This window comes from Bradyrhizobium sp. 190, assembly GCF_023073415.1.
Lineage (GTDB): Bacteria > Pseudomonadota > Alphaproteobacteria > Rhizobiales > Xanthobacteraceae > Bradyrhizobium.
This window is the reverse complement of record NZ_JADPJL010000008.1, coordinates 770,938-793,231: the sequence shown is the minus strand read 5'-3', so window position 1 is coordinate 793,231 and position 22,294 is coordinate 770,938. Positions and strand designations below refer to the sequence as shown.

Here is a 22,294-nt window from a genome sequence, read left to right as displayed (position 1 = left end):
GGGCTGCAAGGCGTGGCGCGCGCCGTCCGCTTGGCGGCCATGTCAACACCGCCTCGGGGGACAAGTGCGGTGGGCCGCTCTGGAGAACAACATAGGTCCGCAGGGCCTGCCTCGCCATTAAATAGGATTTTAGAAATGAGGCTACCGCGGACGGCAAGCTCAGGACGCCTGCGTCGCCGGGGCGCGGATGCGAACCTTGCTGCCGTCAACCAGATCGACCGCGGGGTTGAGGATCACCTGATCGCCCGCCTTCACGCCGCTGTTGATCTCGACCTCCTGCCCGAGATCGCGCACGACCGACACCTTGCGCAGATGCACCGCACCGTTCTCGACCACGGCAACCTGCAACCCGCCCGCGTTGAAGATGACGGCGTCGGCGGATACCCTCAAGCTCGGCGTCTTGCGCGGAATGTGCAATTCGATCGTGCAATAGATTCCCGGCGCCAGCGCGCCATCGGGATTCGGAATGTCGATTTCGGTCAGCAGGGTGCGGGAACCCGGCTGCAGCGCATCGGCGATCCGGGTCACCTTGCCTGAAAAGGCGTGATCCGGAATCTCGGGCACGTGCACCAGCGCGTCGATTCCCGGCTTCAAGCCGAACGCCTCGTCCTGCGGGACAAAGACCTGGGTCCTGATCACGTTGCCCTGCATGATCGTGAACATGAAGGTGCCGCTGGTCGAATCGGCCTGCACCAGGCTGCCGATGTCGATGTTGCGCTGGGTGATGACGCCGTCGAACGGAGCCACCACGCGCTGGTAGAGCTTCTGCTGGTGCAACACCTGCAACTGCGCCTCTTCCGCTACCACGTTGGCTTGCGCGACCGAGACCGCTGCTTCCTGCGCCTTCAGGGTCTGGACGTCAGTCGTGCCTTGCTGGGCGGTCAGCCACCCCTGCTTCACCAGCGGCCCGTCGCGATCCCACGTGACCTTGGCGAGCTCGCGGTTCGCCTGGGCCTGTTGCAGCGCCGCCTTGAGCTGACCGAGCATCGCCTCCGCCTGCGCGATCTGATGATCCAGTTCCGGCGCCACGATTTCGGCCAGCAACTGTCCCGTTTTCACGCGGTCGCCGATATCGACCTCACGCTTGTCGATGTAGCCGCTGGCACGCGCAAAGACGTTGGCGGCCGAGAACGCCGAGGTGGTGGCCGGCAGAGTGATGATTTCGGTACCGGCGCTCGGCCGCACGGCCGCTACACGAACCTGCGGAATCAAGTCGCGGCCCTGCTCTGCGGTGGCCACCACCTGACGATGCTGCTCATAGTGGCTCCATGCCCCGGAAGCCAGCGCCGTTCCCAGCGCGAGGGCGGCCCCGAAGAGCGAAAGCCGGCCGAGCCGTCGTCTCTGGCCGACACGAGGCTGTTCGGATCCCTTGGCCGTCTCCTGCGAAGTTTCCGGCTCAATGTTCAAAGGCGGGTTGAAATTCATTCCAGCACCTCGTCGAATACCCCGTGATGTTGCTCGCCGTCATTGCCCTTGCGCAGCATGGCGAAGAGATACGGCACCACCAGCAGCGTCGTCGGCGTGGCGAACAGCAAGCCGCCGATCACCGCCCGCGCCAGCGCGGCGTTCTGTTCTTCGCCCGGCGCCCCGATCGCCATCGGGACCATGCCGACGATCATCGCGGCAGCCGTCATCAGCACCGGCCGGATCCGGGTGTGCCCGGCCTCGATGGCGGCCTGGAATGCCGTCTTGCCGGCAAGCTGCTGCTCGCGGGCGAACGTCACCAGCAGAATGGAGTTTGCCGACGCGACGCCAACCGCCATGATCGCTCCCATCAGCGAAGGCACGTTCAGCGTGGTGCCTGTGATGAACAGCATGGTGAGGATGCCGCACAGCGTCGCCGGCAGCGCCAGGATAACGACGAACGGGTCGCCGAAATTCTGGTAGTTCACGACCATCAGCAAATAGACGAACACCGCGGCAAACAGCAATCCGATGCCGAGATTGATGAACGCGCCGTTCATGCTCTGGATCTGGCCGATCACCTGGATGGTGTTTCCGGGTTTGAGCTGCTTCTGCAGATCAGACACGATGCCGCTGATCTGGTGGGCGACACTGCCGAGATCGCGGTCCTGCACGCTTGCATAGACCTCATAGACCGGCTGAATATTGGCCTGATTGGCATTGGTCGGCACGCTGCCGCGCCGGAAGGTCGTGACGTTGCTGAGCAGGCCGGGCACGGGAACGTCGGTCAGGGTAGTGGAGATCCCGGTCGAGACCGGCGTATTGCGAAGATCATTGAGCGAACTGATCTTGCTCTCCGGCGTCTGCACCGCGAGATAATACGGAATTCCCGATTTCGGATCGGTCCAGAAATTGGGGGTGACCTGCTCCGACGAACTCAGGCTGACATTGACGTTGGTGGCGATGGTGTTCGCGTTCAGCCCGAGCTGCGCGGCGCGGGTGCGGTCGATATCGGCATAGAATGCCGGCGCATCGACCTCCTGCTGCAGGTGCGCATCCGCGATCCCCGGTATCGCCGCAATCCGCCGGCGCAGTTCGTTGGCGACGCGCAGATTGTTGTCCTTGTCGTACCCTACAGTGCGGACGTCGATTTGCGCCGGCAGGCCAAAATTGAGGATTTGCGTGACGATGTCGGCGGCCTGGAAATAGAAGGTGCTTTCTGGAAATGCCGCGGGCAGAGCTTCCCTCAGCTTGCGAATATATTCGCCGGTCGGCCGGTGGCCATCCTTCATCGACACCAGGATGACGCCGTCATTGACGCCAATGGTCGAGCCATCGGTGAACGCCAGATTGTAGGCCCGCGCTGGCAAGCCGATATTGTCGACGATCAGATCACGCTCGCTCTCAGGAATGATTTCACGGATCTTGTTTTCCACCTCTTGGAAGATCTTCTCCGTGGCCTCGATCCGCGTTCCTGCAGGCGCGCGGACATGAAGCTGGATCTGTCCGCCGTCGATCGCGGGAAAGAAGTCGCGGCCGACGAACGGAAACGTCACGACCCCGAGCGCCAACAGCAATAACATGAACATTGGAATGACAAGGCGATGCTCGATCAGCCCGGCGAGCGAGCGTGAATAGCCGTGCCGCATCGTCTCGAAACGACGCTCGAAAGCGGCATGAAAGCGCGCGAAGAAGCCGCTCGCAGGGCCAGCGGCCGGGCCATGATTCTCGCCCTTGAGCAGCAATCCGATGACGATGGGCGTCAGGGTTCGCGACAGGCCGTAGGACGCCAACATCGCGAACACCACCGCAAGTCCCAGCGGGGTGAACAGAAATTTCGCCGGTCCGTCGAGGAACACCACCGAGGTGAAGACACAACTGATGGCAAGGGTCGACACCAGCGTCGGAATCGCTATGCCGGCAGCACCGTGCAGCGTCGCCTGCGGCAGCGGCAGCCCTTCCTCGGTGAGCAGGCGATGGGTATTTTCGATCGTGACGGTGGAATCGTCCACCAGAATGCCGACCGCCAGCGCCAAGCCGCCGAGCGTCATCGTATTCAGCGTCTCGCCGAGGAAGTACAGCGCGACCAGCGAAGTGAGGATCGACAGCGGAATCGAGATCATCACCACCAGGGTCGAACGCCACGATCCCAGGAACAGCAATATCATCAGTGCCGTGAGACCGGCCGCGATCGCGCCCTCGCGCAGCACGCCGGCCACCGACTGCTTGACGAAGACCGACTGATCGAACAGCTCGTTGATCTGCATGCCCGGAGGCGCCGCGGCGCGTGCAGTCTTAAGCGCCTCATGGACGGCATTGACGACGCTCAGCGTCGAGGCGTTGCCGTTCTTGATGATACTGAGCAGCACGGAGCGCCGGCCGTTCTGCCGCACCACGTTCTGCTGCACCAGCCAGCCATCGTGAACCTGGCCTACGTCCTTCACGAAGATGGTCGCGCCATTGACGACCTTGATCGGAATGTTGTTGAGGTCGTCGATGGAGGCCGGCGTGGCGTTGGTACGGACCGCGTATTGCGTGTGGCCGAATTTGGCCGTGCCTGCGGGCAGCGTCAGGTTCTGCGCATTGACGGCGTTCACCACGTCGAGCGGCGTAAGTCCCTTGGCAAGCAGCTTTGAGGGATCCAGATCGACCATGATCTGGCGGTACTTTCCGCCGGCCGGCGTCGGCAACGTGATGCCGGGGATGGGCGCCAGTTGCTGGCGAATCCGGTAGATGCCGTAATCATAGAGCTGCTGTTCGCTGAGGGTGTCGGAACTCAAGCTGATCTGCAGCACGGGCACACTGGATGCATTGAACTGCACTACCAGCGGCGCCTGAATGCCGGGCGGCAACAACGCACGGATGGCATTGGTCGCTGAGACGATCTGAGCGATCGCGAGGTCGAGATTGACGTCCGGCTGGAAGTAGATCTTCTGCACCGAAAGGCCGGCCATCGTCTGCGCCTCGATGTTCTTGATGCCGCTGACATTCGAGCTGATGGCGTACTGGCTATAGGTGGTGACGCGCTGTTCCATCTCCGGCGTGCTGAGACCGGTATAGCTCCAGACCACCGTCACCACGGGGATGTTGATTTCCGGAAAGATGTCCGTCGGCATCTTGATGGATGCGACGACGCCCAGGAATAGCACCAGGGCGGCGACCACGTAGAATGTGTGTGGAAATTTCAGAGCGAAACGAACGATGCCCATTGGCTCAATTCCTGGTGCGCGGGCTTGCGCGAATGAATTTGCGCGAGAACAAGATCATCCTACCTCCGCATCTGCGTTTTACGCGCACGAGTTACTCACGGCCCGGCCTTGCGTTTCACCCAAACATTTTTTTAAGCCGTTCTCGCGGGGAGAATCGAGATACGCTGAACATGACGGCCCAATCGATCGCCCTCAATTAAAAACCAGTTTATGATTCCAAGAACGCGCGAGACGCTGCAGAGCTTGGCGCTTGAGCCAGGCAAAATGGCTCCTGTTCAATCAACGGCGCGTAACGCGCTGTGCGGACAAGCTCACGACTGCTTGACAAGATGAAAAGTGATGCACCGAGGTTTTCAAGGCGCGGGGGCGACGGATCTGAAATGCCTCACCGCGGCGCGCTTGACCTTTTCGAAGGCGACGATCTCGATCTGCCGCACGCGTTCGCTAGAAATGAACAGCTCACGCCCGAGTTGCTCCAGGCTCGGCGGATCATCGGCGAGCCGTCGTGCCTCGAAGATGCGCCGCTCACGTTGAGAGAGAGCTTCAAGGGCCGAACTCAGGGCCTTTGCCTGTTGCGCATTTTCATCCTGTTCAGCGACGATCGCTTCCGCGCTCGGTGATTCGTCGACCAGCGTGGCCTCCCATTCGGCCTGCCCATCATCAGTGATGGGCGCATTCAGGGACAGGTCGCCCGTCAGGCGGCGGTCCATCTCGATCACTTCGAGAACAGGCACCGCAAGTTTTTGAGCCACGGCATCTGCCACTTCCGGCGTAAGCCCTGCTCTTTCGCCTCCAACCTTTCTCATCGCCTTCCTGAGGCCAAAGAACAGCTTCCGTTGGGCGACCGTCGTCCCCATCTTGACCAACGACCGCGAACGCAGAATGTAATCGTGGATGGCGGCCTTTATCCACCACAGCGCGTAAGTCGAAAACCGGGCGCCACGGTCGGGCTCAAAGCGCGAGGCCGCGATGACCAGGCCAAGATTAGCCTCGCCGATCAGATCAGCAAGCGAAAGGCCGTACCTCTGATAGCGGCGCGCCACCTTTGCTGCCAGCCGAAGATGGCTGGTGACGAGCGCATCGGTCGCCCGGCGATCTCGATGTTCGTGCCAATTTCGCGCGAGCTGCTGCTCCTGGTCCTGTTCGAGCAACCCGTATCGCTTGATGAGGGAAGCGTATTCATCCACGAGGTCTCGCGACGTGCCTTCGGCCAAGGTCTCCAACCTGTCATATGCTACGGCTGTGCTGTGGGCGTTCATAGGTGGCTCCAATCCATGAGGTGCGGCGGCTCGACCCTAGGAAGAGATGACGGGACGTCGCCACTAAATTGGAATTGAGAAATCTAAATTCGCTGTTAGCGAATGCCATCCCGGCAGTCTTGCAAATCCGATCTCGATTGCTTCATTGCATCGACGCTCGCTGCACGAAACAGCCACGCCTCAAGACTAGTTGAACTTTGTGAAGGGCAATTTAGTGGGACGATATCGCGCCCACCATACATCCCTGTCGTGCATCCGCCACCAGGATGCAGCCTCAAGCGATCAGTTCGCATTCGGAAGAACCCACGCCCGTTGCGGTGTGTGACCGCGCCTGCGCGTCCGGCGAATTCTCGCATCGACGACATGGAGAAAGACAATGACTTCGATCAAGACAATTGCTGTCGCCGGATTGTTGTCGGTGATGGCAGCGGCACCCGCGTTCGCGCAAGCCGCCATTCAGGAGCCGGGCGCGTTTTCATTTTATTATCCGAATCTGGACGTCCTGAATGATGGCGCGCCGACGCCGGCATACCGGTTGGAATCGCTGCCGCCTTCGGCGACACAAGCCTATGCGCTGAGGGAAAGTGGCCTCGCCGGCACAAAGGTCTGGCACCATCGTGTCCGTCACGATCGATAACCTCAGGCGTCGAAGACTCACATCAAGTTGAAAGCACGTGAACCGAAGTTTCCCTTTGGATGACGGCGAGCCTGTCGCACCTCACAACGAGAAGCCAGCCTGGCTTCCCTGACTTATGGAGATACAAAATGAGCAAAGTAAAATATCTGTCGGTTGCGTTGATCGCTGCAGCCGCCTTCGCCACTCCGGCCCTCGCTGCTAAAGGCACGTCGCGGCATGTCACAACCAGCGACTATGCCCGTGCCGCGTCGGATATGCGTTCCGGTGGCGATACGTGCGTCCGCGCTCCGCGTGTAGGCGCGTTTGCCACCGAACCGTGGACAGATGCGGCCCCTTGCGAGCCGTACACGGGTTACTGATCCGCTTGCTGGACAGGACCGAAAGAAAAGGCCGGGCTGGCGGATATCCCGCCGGCCCGTCTTGTTTTGAAAGTGCTCGCGCGCCTGAAGTGCTCTTCCGCCGCGCCGGTTCGTGATCGCAAGGCGGTGGCGACTAACGCCGAATTTAATGGATGCCTTGTCAATCGCGCATATCTGTCACTGAACCGACGTTTGGTTGCCGCATGACTCGTTGAGCATGCGCGACACCGCGCCGAACAATGACTGAAAGGAGTGTCATGATGAAACGGATGATCACGATATTGGCGACAGCCCTGCTCGCTTCGAGCCTGCTTACGGGCGCGGCTGAGGCCCGTGGTGGTGGCGGCGGCGGCGGTCACGGCGGGGGCTTCGGTGGTGGCGGCCACATGGGAGGTTTTGGGGGCGGCGGCCACATGGGCGGCTTTGGTGGCGGACATATCGGGAGCTTCGGCGGAGTTGGCGGTGGGGTCGGCCACTTCGGCGGCAGCTACTTCGGCGGACTGCACCAGCACGCCATGCACCGCTTCGGAGGATATCGGCACGGATACGGCTACTATCCCGGATACGACGCCTACTACGGCTACCCCGATTGCTACGACCTCTATTATCGGAATTCCAACTACCCTTGGCCACCGAGCTGCAGCTGAGTTCGTCGCGCTGGGTGCTGCACGCCCCAATGTCAGCGCTTGTCGGGAAACATCTCAATAGAATGTGAGCAGTGTGACGACGTCTGCTCACGCTTCCAGCATCCCCTGGAATGACCTCGAACATGGCGCCATGCGATCTCAATCGGCTTGACTGTCAAGCGGTGACTGGCGTTCGCGCGCGCTCGAAGACGAAGTCGCGGTAACCGGTCTGCGTTGCGGCGGCACAATACTCCCGGTACTTGGGGAACCCGCCCGTGAAGAGCGTGAGTCCCTGAGCCTTGTCCTTGACGTTGGTGCCGACGTACCAGGTCTTCGCCTTGGACAAGAGCGAGCGCTGCGCCAACTTGAACACGAGCTCCATCCAGTCGTCTTCCGCCTTCTTCGTCGGCTCGATGGTGTCGAGGCCGTGGTCCGCCATGTGCGTGATCGCATTCGCGATCCAGTCGACATCGTTCTCGCTGATCCTGACGATGTTGGCCAGCGCAGCAGGGCCATTGGGTCCAGTGGTCATGAAGAGATTCGGGAATCCCTCCATCATGAGGCCCAAATACGACCGTGCTCCCTCCTTCCACTTCTCATTGACTGTACGGCCGTTGCGACCGACGACGTCGAAGGCCGTCAGCGCACCTGTCAACCCGTCATAGCCTGTCGCGAAGATGAGCATATCGAGCGCGGTCTCGCCCGACTGCGTGCGCACGCCATACTTCGTGATCGCCACGATCGGATCGGTGACGCAGTCCTTCAGGTGAACGTTCGGCTGGTTGAACGTTTCATAGTATCCGGTATCCAGGCACGGACGGCGGGCAAAGATGGGGTAACCGTGCGGCTTCAGCTGTTCGGCGGTGACGGCATCCGTGACGACCTCGTTGATCTTGTCGCGCACGAACTCGGCAACGTGCTCATTGGCCTCCTCGTTGCTCAGCAGATCTGTAAAGGTGCCGAGCATTGTCAGCCCGCCGGACTTCCAGGCATCTTCCAGTAGTTCGCGACGGCGCGACGGGGTTACGCTGAAAAAGGCACGGGTCGTCCATGGGCGCACACCACCGTTCGGGCTGTTACGCGCCGTCTCACGAATGCCGGCATAGTTGCGCTTGACCTCCGCGACGTAGCTGGGATCCAGCGTCTGGTTGCGCATCGGCATGGTGAAGCTCGGCGTGCGCTGGAAAACGAACAGCTCACCAGCTTGCCGGCCAACCTCCTGCACGATCTGGATGCCGGTCGATCCCGTGCCGATCACCCCGACACGCTTGCCGGTGAAGCTGACCGGATGGTGCGGCCATTTGCCGGCGCGCAGCAGCTGACCCTCATAGCTATCGATGCATGGGATATCCGGATCCCTTGGAATCGAGAGCGGACCGGTTGCCATCACGCAGTAGGTCGCCTCGACCGTCTCGCCGCGATCCGTCGTGACCTGCCAGACCCTGCGCGTCTCATCCCAGACGGCGCTCTTGACGCGCGTGTTGAACTGGTAGTGCTTACGCAAGTTGAGCCGGTCGGCCACGAAGTTGAAATAGGCCAGCAGCTCCGGCTGCGACGCGAACTCTTCCGACCAGGTCCACTCCTGTTCGATCTCGGCTGAAAAGGAATAGCTGTAGTCGATGCTCGGAAGGTCGACACGTGCCCCGGGATAGCGGTTCCAGTACCACACGCCTCCGACGTCACCGCCTGCCTCGAAGGCCGCAATCCTGAGGCCCATTTCGCGGAATTTATAAACGGCGTACAGGCCCCCGAATCCGGCACCGACAATGACGACGTCCAGGCGATGTACCCCCACTTCAGAGCTGTTCATGTCGGCACTCCCTCCGCTTAGTGATTGGATCGTTGAAAAAAGCGTCCGCTGGTGACCCGTACAACCCGATGCCGCCCGGCGTGCAGTGTGTCGGTCGTCAGTTCAGTTTTGTTGTGCAGCTAGCCGACAGCTTCACTTACTTGCCGCCGGCCGAGAAGATCGTAGATGGGATCGTCGGGAAACCGTGCGCCCAACGGCAGCCGAGGGCCAAAGCGAGTCGCTTCGGATTGAGTTGCGGCGACCTGCTCTTCCATCCAATCGTAGACAACCACGCGTCGGAAAATCCGCCATTCACCGTCTCGCTGCTGAAAGACGTCGCAATAGCGGCCGGCGATCAAAAACTGGCGAAGGCTGTCACCCCTTCCCGGCCCGCGCTGCAGGGCAATGAAATAGGTCTCGACAACGGCCTCGCTGGGCGCGGTGAATTCGATCAGGATATTTCCGACCATATGGACATTGCGGGCACCGCTCTCGAAGATTCCATTCGCCCATTGGAAGAACCCTTCGACCGGACCTGAATACGGTCCGTGCTGGTCCGTTGCATCCGGCCAATAGGCTCCGCGCAGCGCCGCTTCATCAGCCCGATCAACCCCGCGGCAATAGCGGTAGATGCAATCGCGGATCGCTTCTCGGTCGAGCAGTTCGGCAATCTTCTCGTGAGGTATGGTCATATCAGAGCCCGTCCAAGCTCCGGTCCGATCCGCCGGACACGTCAGCCGCTATCCTTGACGACAGCCACCATCTCATGTGCAGTGGCAGCAACCAACAAAACTTCATATGTGAAGCCGAATTTCACATTCGTGAATTTGCTGCGGCCAAGGGAGGACGACGTGCCATCGCAGCTGACGACATCCGCCTCGATTTCCGCGGCAGGGTCCACTGTCAAATCCGCATTGCGCGCCATCGAAATCCTCGAGCTGTTTCTGCGCGTGCGGCAGCCATGCGCGATGTCCGAGATCAGCGTGGCGCTTGGCTATCCGCCGTCCAGCGCCACGGTTCTGCTCAAGACGCTGGTCGGCCTTGGCTACCTGAATTTCGACCGCAGAACGCGAGTCTATTTCCCGACGCCGAAGGTGACCTCATTGGGCGACTGGATTCCGAAATCCCTGTTCGGCAACAGCCGCGTGCTCGAGGCGATGCGCGACGTCCACGCCGCGACGGGTGAAGCCGTCGCGATCGGCACGACAAACGACGTGTATCTGCAGTACGTCAAGATCGTGCAGTCGATCCACCCGCTTCGCTTTCACGTCGATGAGGGAACGCTAAGACCGCTGACGCAATCAGCCCTCGGTTGGCTGCTGATGTCGACGATGTCCGACGAGAAGGTCGACAGTATTGTTCGCCGAGCGAACATCGCCACGCCGAACGCGTCTGACAGGGTCAAGCTCCCGGACATGATGAAGCGCATTCGCCAGATCCGAGGCAAGGGCTATTGCTCCGCGGAGAACGTCCCAATTCTGGGCGGAGCCACCATTTGCGTGCTGCTGCCGACCACGATTCAGAATCAACCCGTTGCATTGGGGCTTGGCGGGGGCGCCGAGCGGATCAAGCAAAACTCGATTCGCTACTTGAACGTCCTGCAGCAGGCAGCCAGATCGGTCAAAGCAAACGACGTGTCCGGCCAGGGGGGCGATACCAGCATTTGATGTAGCACCGCCCCAGACGTTCGATGGATTTCACTCCTGCAGAGCCTCCTCTCGCCGTGTGCGGATCGTGGGCAGCATGATCAAGATGACCGCGATGGCGGCTGCGGCCAGGAGGGCGGCCGACAGTGGCGAGGTCAGAAAGGTGCTCACGTCGCCGCGCGAGAGCACCATCGCGCGGCGAAAATTCTCTTCGATCGCTGGCCCCAGCACCAATCCCAGCAACAGCGGCGCTGCCGGCAACTGCAGCTTGATCAGAACGTAGCCGAACACGCAGAACACGGCCGCCTCATAGACCTCGAAGGTCCCGCCGTTGATCGAATAGACGCCGATCGAACAGAACACCATGATCGCCGGAAACAGATAGCGATAGGGGATTGTGAGCAGCTTCACCCACAATCCCACGAGCGGGAGATTGAGGATCAGCAGCATCAGATTGCCGACCCACATCGAGGCAATCAGGCCCCAGAACAAGGCCGGGTTCTTGGTCATGACTTCGGGGCCGGGCTGGATGTTATGAATGTTCATGGCACCCACCATCAGCGCCATCACGACGTTTGACGGCACGCCGAGCGTCAAAAGCGGAATAAAGGACGTCTGGGCTCCCGCGTTGTTGGCCGACTCCGGACCGGCGACGCCTTCGATCGCGCCCTTGCCGAACTGCTCCGGGTGCTTCGATAGCTTTTTCTCCAGCGTATAGGAGGCGAACGACGACAGCACCGCGCCGCCGCCCGGCAGCACGCCGAGCAGCGTACCGAGCGCGGTGCCTCGCAGCATGGCCGGAACCATTCGTCGAAAATCGTCTCGCGTCGGGAACAGATTGGTGATCTTCTGCGTCACCAGCGACAGCTTGTCGTCCTGCTCAAGGTTCTTCACGATCTCGGCAAATCCGAAGATGCCCATCGCCAGCGGCACGAAATCGAGGCCGTCGAACAGCTGCGGGACGCCGAAGGCAAAGCGCTGCGTTCCCGTGCTGAGGTCGGTGCCCACCATGCTCAGAAGCATGCCGAGCACGACCATGCCGATGCCTTCGATGAAGGGGCCGCTTGAGAGCACCGAAGAAAGGATGAGGCCGAGGATCATCAGGGCAAAGAATTCCTTGGGCCCGAACAGCAGGGCCGCCGCCGTCAGCGGCCCGGCCAGCGCCGCAAGCGCCAGCGTCGCCACGCAGCCCGCGAAAAACGAACCGATCGCCGCCGTTGAAAGCGCAACGCCGGCCCGCCCCTGCTTCGCCATCTGATAACCGTCAATCGTGGTAATCACGGACGAGGACTCGCCAGGCAGATTGACCACGATGGCCGTGGTCGAGCCGCCATACTGCGCGCCGTAGTAGATACCCGCCAGCATGATCAGCGCAGCGTCCGGCGGCAGCGCGTAAGTGATGGGGAGCAGCATCGCGATGGTGGCGAGCGGGCCAAGGCCCGGGAGTACGCCGATCAAGGTGCCCAGCAGGCATCCAAAAAAGGCGTAGAGCAAATTGGCCGGTTGGGCCGCGGTGGAGAAGCCGATCGCCAGATTGTGAAAGAGATCCATCAGGCTCCGCCTTCAATTGAGGAGCGCCGGCCACACCGGGAGCCGTAGCCCGAGGCCGTAGACGAACACGAGCAGGCACAGCGCGATCAGGACCGCCGCATTTGCCAGCGCCCCCTTCCAGGTGAACTCTGAACTGGCCCTGCTCGACACCACGATCAGGACGAAGAGCGAGCCCACGAGGCCGAGCGGAAAGAGCAGAAGGGCGAACAGGATCACCGAACCCGTGACCCATACGAGGCCTTTCACGTCCCATCTATGCAAGGCCTGCCGTTCGGCCGTCCGCCTCACAGCTCCCAGCAGCACGGCGAGCCCAATGGCCGCGAGCACGATCGCGAGCAGCCGCGGAAAATAACCTGGTCCCATCCGTGCCGCGGTCCCCGCAGGGTAGTTCAGCGCCGTCACAAAGAAGAAGACCGCAAAGGCAAGGAACAATGCGCCTGAAGCAAAGGCTCGCTGGTCGCGGATGGTCGGCCCCGTCATCGTCGTTGACCTCCTGTTGCTATCCTCTACGCGTCGACAGTGAGCGACTTGCCCGTCGTCGGATCGATCGCATCCATCAGGAGCGGCACGCCAATGGCGCAGGCATGCACGCCCAGATGGGCCGTCATCTGAAGAACCTGCAGAATCTCTCGCCGATCGATCCCCAGCCGCAACGCCCGCCTGATCTGCAACCGAAGCCGATGCGGATTGAGCGCCGTGAAGCATCCATTCAAGGCGAGCGTGATCAGGCAGCGCGACCGCTCGTCGAGGCCGCCCGCCTGACGCCCCACCGCCAACAGGTCGAGCATCGCAGCAAAATAGCCGGGATCTTCGCGCAGCCAGAGGTCGCAGAAGTCCGGCCAGTCGCCGAATTGCGCGACGTAGGCGTCACGCAACGCCTTCTGCTCGTTCGAGAGATCCGCCTTTTCGGCATCGAGTCCCGCCGCAGCAAGCTCCTCGGCAAGAATACCGACGCCGACATAGCAGCCCTCCAGTCCCTGCGCGGTGGCGAGCCGCAAGACGTCGACGATCTCCTGCGCGGATGCGCCCTGTTCGAGCGCGAGCTGCATGTGCAATGCAAGCCCTGACCGGAACAGATGCGTTGCCGATCCGTCCAGCGCGACATAGATCAGTTCCCGCATTTTCGGAGAAAGCGGCCCTGTCGCTGCCGGATAGCCGGCGTAGTTGCCGTAGGTCTCCAGAAATGCCGGATCAAGCCGCAGCAGGCCTTCGGTCCACGGCCGCCAGTAGCCGCGCGCCCTGATGTAGGCTTCCTTGAGCGCCTGCTCTTTCGCGGTCAGGTTGGACATCGTATCCCCGCGCTAGATGTTTGTGACCGTGATCCCGCCGTCGACCGTCAGCACCTGCGCCGACATGAAGCCGCTGTCGTCGCCGGCCAGGTAAGCGATGGTCTTGGCGATATCGTCCACCGTGCCGAGCCGCCCCAACGGCGTTCGCGCGATCCGGCGCGCGTCGAGTTCGGCATTGCGGTTTCGCATCGTTCCTTCGGTCGGAATCGCCGATGGCGCCACCGCGTTCACCCTGATGTTGCGCGCGCCAAGCTCCGCAGCCGCGGCACGCGTGATGCCCATCACGCCTGCCTTGATGCCGCTATAGACGATGCTGTTCTTCGCCGAGATCAGGCCGGCAACTGACGCGACATTGATGATGGCTCCGCCGCGCTCGGCATCCATGGCCTCGGCCGCTGCCTGAATTCCCCAGATGATCGCCTTGAAGCCGATATTGAGCATGCGCTCGACGGTCTCAGGGGCGATCTCGGCAACCGGCTGGTAGCGGACCCAGGCGGCATTGTTGACGAGGATATCGAGGCGACCTTGCTGCTCGGCGAGGCCGAGAACCGCCCGGCGCATTCCGTCCCGGCTTGACACGTCCTGTGCGATGGCAATGGCGCTGCCGCCGGACGCCTTGATCGCGTCCACCGTCGCATCGACGAACTCCGGCTTCAGGTCGTTGATGCCGACGACGGCGCCGCGCGAGGCGAGCAGCATTGCGGTTGCCCGTCCGATCCCATTCCCGGCGCCGGTCACAAGCGCAACACGACCCGTAAGGGCTTTGTCTTTCGTTTCCGTCATTGCGGTTTCCCTTTCCCTATCCCGACACTGCAGCGTCGGACGCCGGCGCGATTGCACCGACATAGCGGCGGCCAAGCGCGGCCAGTGCCGCACTGACATCACCCTGCGCCTGCAAGGCGCGGACGCGACGCAAGTGCCGGTGCACCGGCACATCCCACGTGAATCCCATGCCGCCATGGATCTGGAGCGCACCTTCGCTGATGGCGCTGCCGTAGACGCCCGCGGCGAGAAATGCCGCGTCACGCTGGAGCGCACCGGCCTCGCCGCCTACGCTGCGCGTGATGGCATGTCGGATGCCCTCAAGCCCGAGTTTCTGCCGGGCCAAGGCATGCCGTATGGCCTGATTGTAGGATAGTGCGCGGCCAAACTGGCGGCGCGTCGAGGCGTGCTCCTGCGCCATCGCCAGGCACGCTTCGGCAGATCCCAGTATTGCGGCAGCGCGCAGTACGTTGGCGTCCGAGCACAGATGACCCCAGGTGCTCTCGGGCAGCACGCTTCCGGCCGGTATGGTGACGCCCTGCAAGCGGACGGCGTGTTCGGGCACCGTCAAATCCAGGCCAGCCGCCTCCTCGACGACGATCCCCTCGCTATCCATCGAAACCAGTGCCGCCGCACCCGTGCCGATCCGCACCAGGAAGCAGTCGGCCTCGCTGGCGCAAGCCGCTCGCGCAACCCAGCCGTTGAGCACAACCGATTCACCTTCACGCTCGGCGCCGACACTGCCCTGCCAGGCGATCGTCGCCAGCATCTCGCCGGACACGACAGCCTCGGCCGCCCGCGCCATCGATTCTTGCAACGTCCGGCCGAGCAGCAGCGCCTCCATCAGGGGAAAGCCGAGCAGGCCCGAACCGGCGGCCGCAACCACCGGGACAGCAAAGGCCAGCGGCAAATCCAGCCCACCAACGTCCTGCGCCGCAATCACGCCAAGCAGGCCGTCATTGGCAAGATGTCTCGCCTGCTCCCGCAAACTCAACGCCGCGCAATCGGCGACCGCCCGTGCCGCAGTGACTGCGAACTCGCTCGGCTGCAATCCGTCGCCGGTCAATGTCATCACTTGCCCCTCGAGAGCTGCAGGATCCTGTCGGCGATGATGCCGAGCTGAATTTCGGTGGTGCCGGCGTAGATGGTCTCAGCGCGTGCCTGCAGATAGATCGCCTCGAAGCGACGGCGCGCGACCTGCACGGCCGGAAGCAGCGGCAACGACGCCTGCGCGAGCAGTTCGAGCGCGAGTGCCGCAAAGCGCTGGTGCGCCTCGCTCCAATGCAACTTCGCCAGGCTGCCGCGCGCCCCGATCCTGTCGCCGTTCACCAGCGCGTCCACAGCCGTCTCCACATGGGCTTTCAGCACCTCGATATCGACGATGATCTCGCCCACCTTGACCGCGTAGTGGCGGTCTGCGACCAGTTGCGCCAGCACGGGATCGCTGTTGCAGGCCGAGATCAAATGGCGAAGCTCGTTCTCAAAGCGCCAGGCCCGATACATGCGGTTGGTTGCCCGCTCGATCTCGAGCACGCGGATCGCGGCGGTCCACCCTTCATCGGGCGCGCCGAGCGAATCGGATTGCAAGACCTCGACGTCGTCGAAGAAGACCTCGCAGAAGCGCTCGCGCCCATCGATCGATCTGATCGGCCGCACCCGCACGCCCTTCGCATCGAGTCGCACGGCAAACATGGCAAGGCCGCGATGCCGATCCTCCAGCGGTCCCGTTCGCGCCAGCACCAGGCAGCGTTGGGCGCGGTACGCCCCGCTGGTCCAGATCTTCTGACCGTTGATCCGCCATGTGTCACCGTTGCGGGTGGCGCGCGTCCGCAGGCTCGCCAGGTCCGAACCCGCCTCGGGCTCGGAAAAGCCCTGGCACCAGACGTCCCGCATCTCGAGGATAGCGGGCAGGAAGCGGCGCTTCTGCTCCTCGGTGCCGACTGCAAGAATGATCGGGCCTGCAAGCTCCTTGCCGATCGAGTTAACGCTCTCCGGCATCGCGAGCGTACCAATTTCCTGGTTTGCAATCAGGTGCTCGCGCAGGGTCCGGCCGTGCCCTCCATAAGCCTGCGGCCAGGTGATGCCGGCAAGCCCAGCGCGATACATCGCCGCTTCCCAGGCAATCGATTGCGGCAATGTCGGAGGCAAGAACGCCCCGCCGTCGCTGCAAAAGCTCGCGGGCAGATTGGCACGAAGCCAACGACGCATGGCCACCCGATACGCCTCACCGGAAAGGTCAGCAGCTGCGGCGGCTTCAGGCGGCTCTGTTTCAATAACTGTCATCGTCGACTTCCGCGTTGGCTAACCCTGTGGGGGGACCGACACCGGTCGAACATCGACCGGATCGTCCCCTCGATTTTTCCGATCATGGCGACTTGAGCAGATCGCACGCGCTCTCCGAGGCCGGCCGCCAGGCTTCCTCGGGGGAATGGTCCCCGTGATCTCATAGTAGTCGTAGGTGTATTTCGACTCGGCCGGCGTCTTGATGCGGGCGACATAGAGCGGACGCATCACCTGCCCGTCGGCGCGGATGCTCACATTCTTCATCTCGAAATCGTTGATCGGCGTGTTCTTCATCTGCCGCATCACGGCGTCACCCTCATCGGTACCCGTCGCAGCAACGGCCTTGAGGTAATGCGCGATGGCGCTGTAGGTGGCCGCCTTTGCCTCATTCAGGATCTGGCCGTTGAACGCCTCGGCATAGCGCTTGGCAAAGGCGCGCGACTCGAGAGTCATGTCCCAATAGAAAGGTGTGGTCAGGCGCACGTTCTGCAGGTCGCGGAGCCCGATCCCGTGCGTCTGGCTGATCATCAGTCCCAACGGCACAAGCAGCTGCTTCTGCGCCAGTCCGAACTCCTGCGCCTGCTTGATCGAGTTGCCGAAGTCGGCCCCGGAGTTGGCGAGCGCGATCGCCTTCGCGCCGCTCGCCTGCGCCGTGAGCAGGAACGAGGAAAAGTCCGACGAATTGAGGGGATGCAGCACCGAGCCCACGACCTTGCCGCCGCCAGCCTTGATGAAGTTCGTCGTGTCCGCCTGCCACCCCTTGCCGAAGGCGTAGTCGACGGTCAGGAAGAACCAGGTGTCGACGCCCTGGCCCAGCAAGGCCTTCACCGTGGCCTTCGGCTGCGCATAGGTATCGACCATCCATTGTGTGGTCATGGGCGAGCATTTGTCGTTCGTGAAGAACGAACCCGCCGTCCCCGCCAGAAGGTAAGGCTTCTTCCGCACTTTCATGATGTCCTGCACGGCAAGCGCGATCGATGAGGCCGAGCAGCCCACGATGACGTCGATGCCCTCATTGTCGAGCCATCGCAGCGCGACCGCGACCCCGATGTCGGGCTTGTTTTGGTCGTCAGCCGTGACGAGCTCGATCTTCTTGCCATTGATAACGCCACCGAAATCACTGATCGCGAGCCGCGCCGAGGCAACCGAACCCAGTCCGCAGTTGTCGGAATACGGGCCGTTCTGGTCGTTCATGATGCCAATCCTGATCACGTCGCCGGAGATGCCTTGCGCGCGCAGCGGCACCGTCGCAAACAACATGGCTCCCAACATCACGACAACGTTGAGAAAACGGATGTTCAGCTTCGCCATGAATTCCTCCCTGTAATCATTGATCCGGCTTCGCGGTTCTTTTGATCGACGTCTTCAGTGGTGTTGGATCGCTCCGCCAACGCGCGGGACGAGAAGCGCGTCGAGCGCGACCGCCCCCTCGCCCTCCGCTTTCAACAGCAGCGGGTTGATGTCGATTTCGGACACCGTTTCCGCGTGCGCGACGGCGAAACGCGACAGCGCGGCGATCGCACGCGCCGCCGTCTCGAGATCGGCGCGACGCCGTCCCCGCGCCCCGTTCAGGACCGCGAACGCCTTGAGCGATGTCAGCATCGCCATGGCCTGCGTCTCGCTCACCGGCGCCATCTGCACGGCGGTGTCCTGGACAATTTCCGCAAAGATGCCGCCGAGGCCGACCATCACCACCGGCCCGAACACCGGATCGATCCGGCTGCCGAGAATGAGCTCGGACAGGCCTTGCGCCATTGGAGCAACGATGACGCCATCGATCGCCGCACGCGGCGCTTTCGCGGCGACACGTGCAAGCATCTCGGCATGGGCATGCCGCACCTCGGATTCGGAATGAAGGCCGATCGCGACACCCCCGACCTCCGTCTTGTGCGGTAGATCGGGCGAGGCGATCTTCAGCACGACAGGAAATCCGATTTCGCTGGCCGCGCGCGCTGCGGCATCAGCATTTGACACCAGCCGCTCGGCGAGTACGGGGATGCCGGCCTCCGCAAGCGCGCGCTTGGCACCGAGTTCATGGCGGAACGCATCGGCCGAAAGCAGCGAGCCTTTCGCAATCACAGGCGGGCTCGCGTCCCTTGGAGCTTTCGCAGCCGCCTGCAATCGCCCCAGCGCCGCAACGACCGCGCAGCAGCCGTCAAAACTCGCGACCGTCGGATAGCCCATGGCATGCAGTTCGGCGAGCGCGTCCGGAGGGCCGTCGACGCAGAGTATGACGGGGCGATCGGGATACTGCGCACGGATGTGGCGCAGGGCGTCCATATAAACCGAGCGCAATCGCGGCACGTGCAGCGAGAACGGAAGCGGCAGCACGACCGCGTCGCAGCGATCATCAGCTACGACCGCCGACAGGATCGTCTGCAACAGATCGGGCCGACTGGACATCTGCGCAGTGGCGTCGACCGGATTGCGCGCGGACGCAAACGGCACGAGGTCGAGGATCGTCCGCTGTGTCGCTTCATTCAGCTCCGGCAGCGACAGCCCGACAGCCTGCGCCGCATCCGCGAGCAGGACGCCAAACCCGCCTGACGCCGTCACCACCGCGAGGCGCGGCCCCTTTGGCAACCGATCCGGCAGCAGGATCGAGGCGGCATAGCCAAGATCGATCAGTTCTTCGATGCTGCGTACCCGTACCGCGCCGTGACGCGCAAGCAAGGCATCAAACACCGCGTCCGATCCCGCCATCGCGCCGGTGTGGGAGGCCGCTGCTGCCTGACCCGCCGCTGACGTGCCGATCTTGAGTGCAATGACCGGCTTTCCTGCATCGCGCGCCTCAGTGAGTGCCGTAATGAGACGACCGGCGTCGCGGCAGGCCTCAATGCAACACAGGATGACCTTGGTGGCGGGGTCACGGGCAAGCCAGGCGATTCCATCGGCAATATCGATGTCGCATTCATTGCCGGTCGTCATGAAACGGCTGACGCCGACGCCGCGATCGCTCGCCATGCGCATGGTGAAGCTGCCGAGATTGCCGCTTTGCGACACGATGCCGAGCGATCCGGCGGCTGGCAGGCTGTGTTCGAGCACAATCGAGAAGGTGGCGATGGACCGTTCGGCTATGCTGACCGCGCCGAGGCAATTCGGCCCCAGCAACCGCATGCCGGTCCGGCGCGCGGCGATGCGCAGCCGCTCCTGCATCGCGTGTCCCTTCTCGCCCAGTTCGGCAAAACCGGACGAGAACACGACAACACTCCGGACACCGCGCCCGGCGCATTGCTCCACCGCTTCGGGCACCTTCTCCGCGTCCACCGCGATGATGGCAAGGTCTGGCGCTTCCGGCAGTTCGTCGAGCGACGCGTAGGCTTGAAGGCCCTGGACCATCGAGGCCTTCGGGTTCACCGGATAGATCCGCCCCGCATAGCCGTAGCGGCGCAGCAGATCCACCGGCCGACCGCCGATCTTGGTGGCATCCTGCGACGCCCCGATGATAGCGATCGAGCGCGGCGCCATCAGCGCGTCGAGACCTTCTCCTGGCCGCATCGTCAGCGCCCCTTGAACACCGGTGCGCGCTTTTCGAGGAACGCCTGCCGCGCTTCCTTGGCGTCTTCGGTCTTCGACAGCGCCATGGTGATGTTCTGCTCGAACCGATAGGCGTCACGCGGCGGCATCAGCTCGACCATGTTGGTGGCCTGCTTGGCATACTCGATCGCAATCGGGCTCTTCGCGGCGATCTCCCGCGCGATCTTCATCGCTTCCGGAATGAGGTTTTCGCTGGTCGTGCAGGCCTCGATGATGCCGAGCCGATAGAGTTCGGCGGCGGGCACCCGGTAGCCCGTGAAGAACATGCGGCGCATCAGGGAGCGCCCGAAAAGCGTGTTCAGCATCGCCGCACCGCCAGCAAGGCCGACATTGATCTCGGGCATGCCGAAGACGGCCTCCTCGGACGCGTAGAAGATGTCGCAAGATGCCATCAGGCCGAGCCCGGCGCCCAACGCGACGCCGTTGATCGCAGCAATGACCGGCTTGGAACATTCGCGGATGCAGTTGCCGGTCTCGCGGGTGATCCGGTTGTGGCTGTGAAAGGCGCCGAGCGCCGTCGCATCCGGACGATCCTTCAGATCGGCACCGCTGCAAAACACCTTCCCTGCTCCGGTCAGAATCGCCACCCTGACATCGCTGCGCTCGGAAATTTCATCGAACACGCTCACGATGCGCTCACGCATCGCCCGATTGAGCGCATTCACCGGAGGGCGATTCAGCGTCACCAATGCAATGTGATCGGATACTTCGAGCGTGATGATGTCGCCGGACATGGCTTCCTCCTGGCTTTTGTTTGATCTGACGTCTTGACCTCGACGCGGCGGCTCAAGCCTCCTGACCGATCGGTCAGTCCGATGGCTAATAACACCAAGCTTGTTCGCTTGCAACAGACACGATATTGACCAGTTGACTGACCGATCGGTCAGGTCTTAGACTTAAGCCAATCAACAACATATCCCGGGAGAATTCGCCATGGCCAAAATCAGCCGACGTCAGGCCGCGACGCTCGTTGCAGGCGCCATCGTCGCGCCGTTTGCCGCACCCTCGATCGTGAAAGCGCGCTCGTCACAGACCATCTTCATCATCGTGCCCTATGCGAGCGGCGGTTCAATCGACAGCCTGATGCGGTCGATCGCCAAGGGAATGTCGGAAGTGCTGGATCAACCCGTTCTGGTCGACAACAAGCCGGGCGCCAATGGTATCGTCGGATCGCAATATGTCGCGCGCGCAGCAAAGGACGGCACTGTCCTGCTTGCCGGCGGCACCGGTCCGATCTCGTTAAATGTCCTGCTGCGCAAGAGCCTGCCCTACAAGCTCGCGGATTTCGCATCCGTCGCCATGCTCTGCAACGGCCCGCTGTCGTTGACCGTGAACACGAAGATGCCGGTCACCGATGTGAAGAGCTTCGTTGCTTACGCGAAGGGTCGCGACAAACCCTTGTTCTACGGTACCTTGGGCCCCGGCAGCGTAACGCATCTGTTCGGGATCATGATGGGAAAATCGATGGGGTTCGCTGTCACCGACGTCGCCTATCGCAACAATCCACTTTCGATCATGGAACTTCTGTCGGGTGAATGCGACCTCAATTTCGCAACGCCCGCCGCGGTCGCCGAGCACGCAAAGACGGGAAAACTGCGCATTCTCGCCGTCTCCTCCGCCAAACGCATGGCGAACCTTCCCGATGTCCCGACGCTCGCTGAGTCAGGCTATCCAGAGCTCTCGGCAACGTTCTGGACCGCGCTGCACGCGCCCGCAGGCACCCCGCGCGACGTGATTGAACGGCTGAACGCGGCGGCCAACGCCGCGATGCAGAAGCCGGAAATCGCAAAACAGCTGGAAAACGACGGATTGCAAGCCGATATCGGAGCACCGCAGTTGCTCGATGCCCAGCTGAGCAAGGACGCAGCACTTTGGGGACCCGTGATCACGGCGCAGCATATCGCGCTCGAATGAGCAGGCCGCGCGCTCGGCTCGACCTCAGA

At 62.4% G+C, this 22,294-nt stretch carries 20 protein-coding genes; 5 read left to right on the top strand and 15 right to left on the bottom strand.

Annotation, left to right across the window (positions count from 1 at the left end):
• Positions 1-159: 159 nt before the first annotated feature.
• From IVB22_RS07645 to IVB22_RS07635, 3 genes are all read right to left on the bottom strand, one after another.
• The gene (locus IVB22_RS07645) at positions 160-1,425 is read right to left on the bottom strand and encodes an efflux RND transporter periplasmic adaptor subunit (RefSeq protein WP_247516680.1); all 1,266 of its coding nucleotides are present in this window, start codon (positions 1,423-1,425) and stop codon (positions 160-162) included.
• Positions 1,422-4,613 carry an efflux RND transporter permease subunit gene (locus IVB22_RS07640; RefSeq protein WP_247516679.1) on the bottom strand — a complete coding sequence of 1,064 codons (3,192 nt, stop codon included), beginning with the start codon at positions 4,611-4,613 and terminating at the stop codon, positions 1,422-1,424. Before IVB22_RS07640 ends, IVB22_RS07645 begins: the two co-directional genes overlap by 4 nt.
• 353 nt (positions 4,614-4,966) lie before the next feature.
• Entirely contained in the window at positions 4,967-5,872 is a 906-nt protein-coding gene (locus IVB22_RS07635) for an RNA polymerase factor sigma-32 (protein WP_247516678.1), read from the bottom strand.
• A gap of 376 nt (positions 5,873-6,248) precedes the next feature.
• Between IVB22_RS07635 and IVB22_RS07630 the strand changes: the two genes are divergently transcribed.
• From IVB22_RS07630 to IVB22_RS07620, 3 genes are all read left to right on the top strand, one after another.
• Entirely contained in the window at positions 6,249-6,509 is a 261-nt protein-coding gene (locus IVB22_RS07630) for a hypothetical protein (RefSeq protein ID WP_247516677.1), read from the top strand.
• Between the two features lie 128 nt (positions 6,510-6,637).
• Entirely contained in the window at positions 6,638-6,868 is a 231-nt protein-coding gene (locus IVB22_RS07625) for a hypothetical protein (protein ID WP_247516676.1), read from the top strand.
• 260 nt (positions 6,869-7,128) lie between these two features.
• Positions 7,129-7,515, top strand: coding sequence for a hypothetical protein (locus IVB22_RS07620; RefSeq protein WP_247516675.1), 387 nt, complete (start codon positions 7,129-7,131; stop codon positions 7,513-7,515).
• Positions 7,516-7,669: 154 nt separating this feature from the next.
• Here the strand turns inward: IVB22_RS07620 and IVB22_RS07615 are convergent, their stop codons facing one another.
• The 3 genes from IVB22_RS07615 to IVB22_RS07605 all read right to left on the bottom strand — a co-directional run bounded on the left by IVB22_RS07615 (position 7,670) and on the right by IVB22_RS07605 (position 10,208).
• Complete coding sequence (locus IVB22_RS07615; protein WP_247516674.1) at positions 7,670-9,304, bottom strand: NAD(P)/FAD-dependent oxidoreductase; 1,635 nt, start codon at positions 9,302-9,304, stop codon at positions 7,670-7,672.
• A 119-nt stretch (positions 9,305-9,423) separates the two neighbouring features.
• A complete protein-coding gene (locus IVB22_RS07610) occupies positions 9,424-9,975 on the bottom strand; it encodes a nuclear transport factor 2 family protein (protein ID WP_249804964.1) in 552 nt (183 codons plus the stop codon).
• A gap of 41 nt (positions 9,976-10,016) precedes the next feature.
• Positions 10,017-10,208, bottom strand: coding sequence for a hypothetical protein (locus IVB22_RS07605; protein WP_247516673.1), 192 nt, complete (start codon positions 10,206-10,208; stop codon positions 10,017-10,019).
• On the opposite strand from IVB22_RS07605, the gene IVB22_RS07600 reads away from it, so the two are divergent.
• Complete coding sequence (locus IVB22_RS07600) at positions 10,198-10,950, top strand: IclR family transcriptional regulator (RefSeq protein WP_247516672.1); 753 nt, start codon at positions 10,198-10,200, stop codon at positions 10,948-10,950. The genes IVB22_RS07605 and IVB22_RS07600 overlap by 11 nt on opposite strands.
• Positions 10,951-10,980: 30 nt before the next feature.
• On the opposite strand, the gene IVB22_RS07595 is transcribed toward IVB22_RS07600, so the two are convergent.
• Genes IVB22_RS07595 through IVB22_RS07555 form a run of 9 tightly spaced genes read right to left on the bottom strand, consistent with a single transcriptional unit; the run spans position 10,981 to position 21,085 of the window.
• Positions 10,981-12,480, bottom strand: coding sequence for a tripartite tricarboxylate transporter permease (locus tag IVB22_RS07595; protein WP_247516671.1), 1,500 nt, complete (start codon positions 12,478-12,480; stop codon positions 10,981-10,983).
• 12 nt (positions 12,481-12,492) lie between these two features.
• Positions 12,493-12,960 carry a tripartite tricarboxylate transporter TctB family protein gene (locus IVB22_RS07590; RefSeq protein ID WP_247516670.1) on the bottom strand — a complete coding sequence of 156 codons (468 nt, stop codon included), beginning with the start codon at positions 12,958-12,960 and terminating at the stop codon, positions 12,493-12,495.
• Positions 12,961-12,986: 26 nt separating this feature from the next.
• Positions 12,987-13,769, bottom strand: a complete 783-nt coding sequence (locus IVB22_RS07585; protein WP_247516669.1) for a carboxymuconolactone decarboxylase family protein — start codon at positions 13,767-13,769, stop codon at positions 12,987-12,989.
• A 12-nt stretch (positions 13,770-13,781) separates the two neighbouring features.
• A complete protein-coding gene (locus tag IVB22_RS07580; protein ID WP_247516668.1) occupies positions 13,782-14,552 on the bottom strand; it encodes an SDR family NAD(P)-dependent oxidoreductase in 771 nt (256 codons plus the stop codon).
• A gap of 16 nt (positions 14,553-14,568) precedes the next feature.
• Positions 14,569-15,603, bottom strand: coding sequence for an acyl-CoA dehydrogenase family protein (locus IVB22_RS07575; protein ID WP_247516972.1), 1,035 nt, complete (start codon positions 15,601-15,603; stop codon positions 14,569-14,571).
• A complete protein-coding gene (locus tag IVB22_RS07570; RefSeq protein ID WP_247516667.1) occupies positions 15,603-16,814 on the bottom strand; it encodes an acyl-CoA dehydrogenase family protein in 1,212 nt (403 codons plus the stop codon). Before IVB22_RS07570 ends, IVB22_RS07575 begins: the two co-directional genes overlap by 1 nt.
• 18 nt (positions 16,815-16,832) lie before the next feature.
• On the bottom strand, positions 16,833-18,125 hold the full coding sequence (locus IVB22_RS07565) for an ABC transporter substrate-binding protein (RefSeq protein ID WP_247516666.1): 1,293 nt from the start codon (positions 18,123-18,125) through the stop codon (positions 16,833-16,835).
• A gap of 54 nt (positions 18,126-18,179) precedes the next feature.
• Entirely contained in the window at positions 18,180-20,312 is a 2,133-nt protein-coding gene (locus tag IVB22_RS07560; protein ID WP_247516665.1) for an acetate--CoA ligase family protein, read from the bottom strand.
• A 2-nt stretch (positions 20,313-20,314) separates the two neighbouring features.
• Entirely contained in the window at positions 20,315-21,085 is a 771-nt protein-coding gene (locus IVB22_RS07555; RefSeq protein WP_247516664.1) for an enoyl-CoA hydratase/isomerase family protein, read from the bottom strand.
• 199 nt (positions 21,086-21,284) lie between these two features.
• Between IVB22_RS07555 and IVB22_RS07550 the strand changes: the two genes are divergently transcribed.
• Complete coding sequence (locus IVB22_RS07550; RefSeq protein ID WP_247516663.1) at positions 21,285-22,265, top strand: tripartite tricarboxylate transporter substrate binding protein; 981 nt, start codon at positions 21,285-21,287, stop codon at positions 22,263-22,265.
• Positions 22,266-22,294 lie beyond the last annotated feature (29 nt).

Excerpts from the sequence above, each read along its gene's own strand:
- IVB22_RS07575 (WP_247516972.1), bottom strand. The coding sequence starts at position 15,603 with ATGACATTGACCGGCGACGGATTGCAGCCGAGCGAGTTCGCAGTCACT.
- IVB22_RS07570 (WP_247516667.1), bottom strand. The coding sequence starts at position 16,814 with ATGACAGTTATTGAAACAGAGCCGCCTGAAGCCGCCGCAGCTGCTGAC.
- IVB22_RS07645 (WP_247516680.1), bottom strand. The coding sequence starts at position 1,425 with ATGAATTTCAACCCGCCTTTGAACATTGAGCCGGAAACTTCGCAGGAG.
- IVB22_RS07580 (WP_247516668.1), bottom strand. The coding sequence starts at position 14,552 with ATGACGGAAACGAAAGACAAAGCCCTTACGGGTCGTGTTGCGCTTGTG.
- IVB22_RS07635 (WP_247516678.1), bottom strand. The coding sequence starts at position 5,872 with ATGAACGCCCACAGCACAGCCGTAGCATATGACAGGTTGGAGACCTTG.
- IVB22_RS07605 (WP_247516673.1), bottom strand. The coding sequence starts at position 10,208 with ATGGCGCGCAATGCGGATTTGACAGTGGACCCTGCCGCGGAAATCGAG.
- IVB22_RS07630 (WP_247516677.1), top strand. The coding sequence starts at position 6,249 with ATGACTTCGATCAAGACAATTGCTGTCGCCGGATTGTTGTCGGTGATG.
- IVB22_RS07615 (WP_247516674.1), bottom strand. The coding sequence starts at position 9,304 with ATGAACAGCTCTGAAGTGGGGGTACATCGCCTGGACGTCGTCATTGTC.
- IVB22_RS07640 (WP_247516679.1), bottom strand. The coding sequence starts at position 4,613 with ATGGGCATCGTTCGTTTCGCTCTGAAATTTCCACACACATTCTACGTG.
- IVB22_RS07625 (WP_247516676.1), top strand. The coding sequence starts at position 6,638 with ATGAGCAAAGTAAAATATCTGTCGGTTGCGTTGATCGCTGCAGCCGCC.
- IVB22_RS07590 (WP_247516670.1), bottom strand. The coding sequence starts at position 12,960 with ATGACGGGGCCGACCATCCGCGACCAGCGAGCCTTTGCTTCAGGCGCA.
- IVB22_RS07550 (WP_247516663.1), top strand. The coding sequence starts at position 21,285 with ATGGCCAAAATCAGCCGACGTCAGGCCGCGACGCTCGTTGCAGGCGCC.
- IVB22_RS07585 (WP_247516669.1), bottom strand. The coding sequence starts at position 13,769 with ATGTCCAACCTGACCGCGAAAGAGCAGGCGCTCAAGGAAGCCTACATC.
- IVB22_RS07555 (WP_247516664.1), bottom strand. The coding sequence starts at position 21,085 with ATGTCCGGCGACATCATCACGCTCGAAGTATCCGATCACATTGCATTG.
- IVB22_RS07565 (WP_247516666.1), bottom strand. The coding sequence starts at position 18,125 with ATGGCGAAGCTGAACATCCGTTTTCTCAACGTTGTCGTGATGTTGGGA.
- IVB22_RS07560 (WP_247516665.1), bottom strand. The coding sequence starts at position 20,312 with ATGCGGCCAGGAGAAGGTCTCGACGCGCTGATGGCGCCGCGCTCGATC.
- IVB22_RS07610 (WP_249804964.1), bottom strand. The coding sequence starts at position 9,975 with ATGACCATACCTCACGAGAAGATTGCCGAACTGCTCGACCGAGAAGCG.
- IVB22_RS07620 (WP_247516675.1), top strand. The coding sequence starts at position 7,129 with ATGAAACGGATGATCACGATATTGGCGACAGCCCTGCTCGCTTCGAGC.
- IVB22_RS07595 (WP_247516671.1), bottom strand. The coding sequence starts at position 12,480 with ATGGATCTCTTTCACAATCTGGCGATCGGCTTCTCCACCGCGGCCCAA.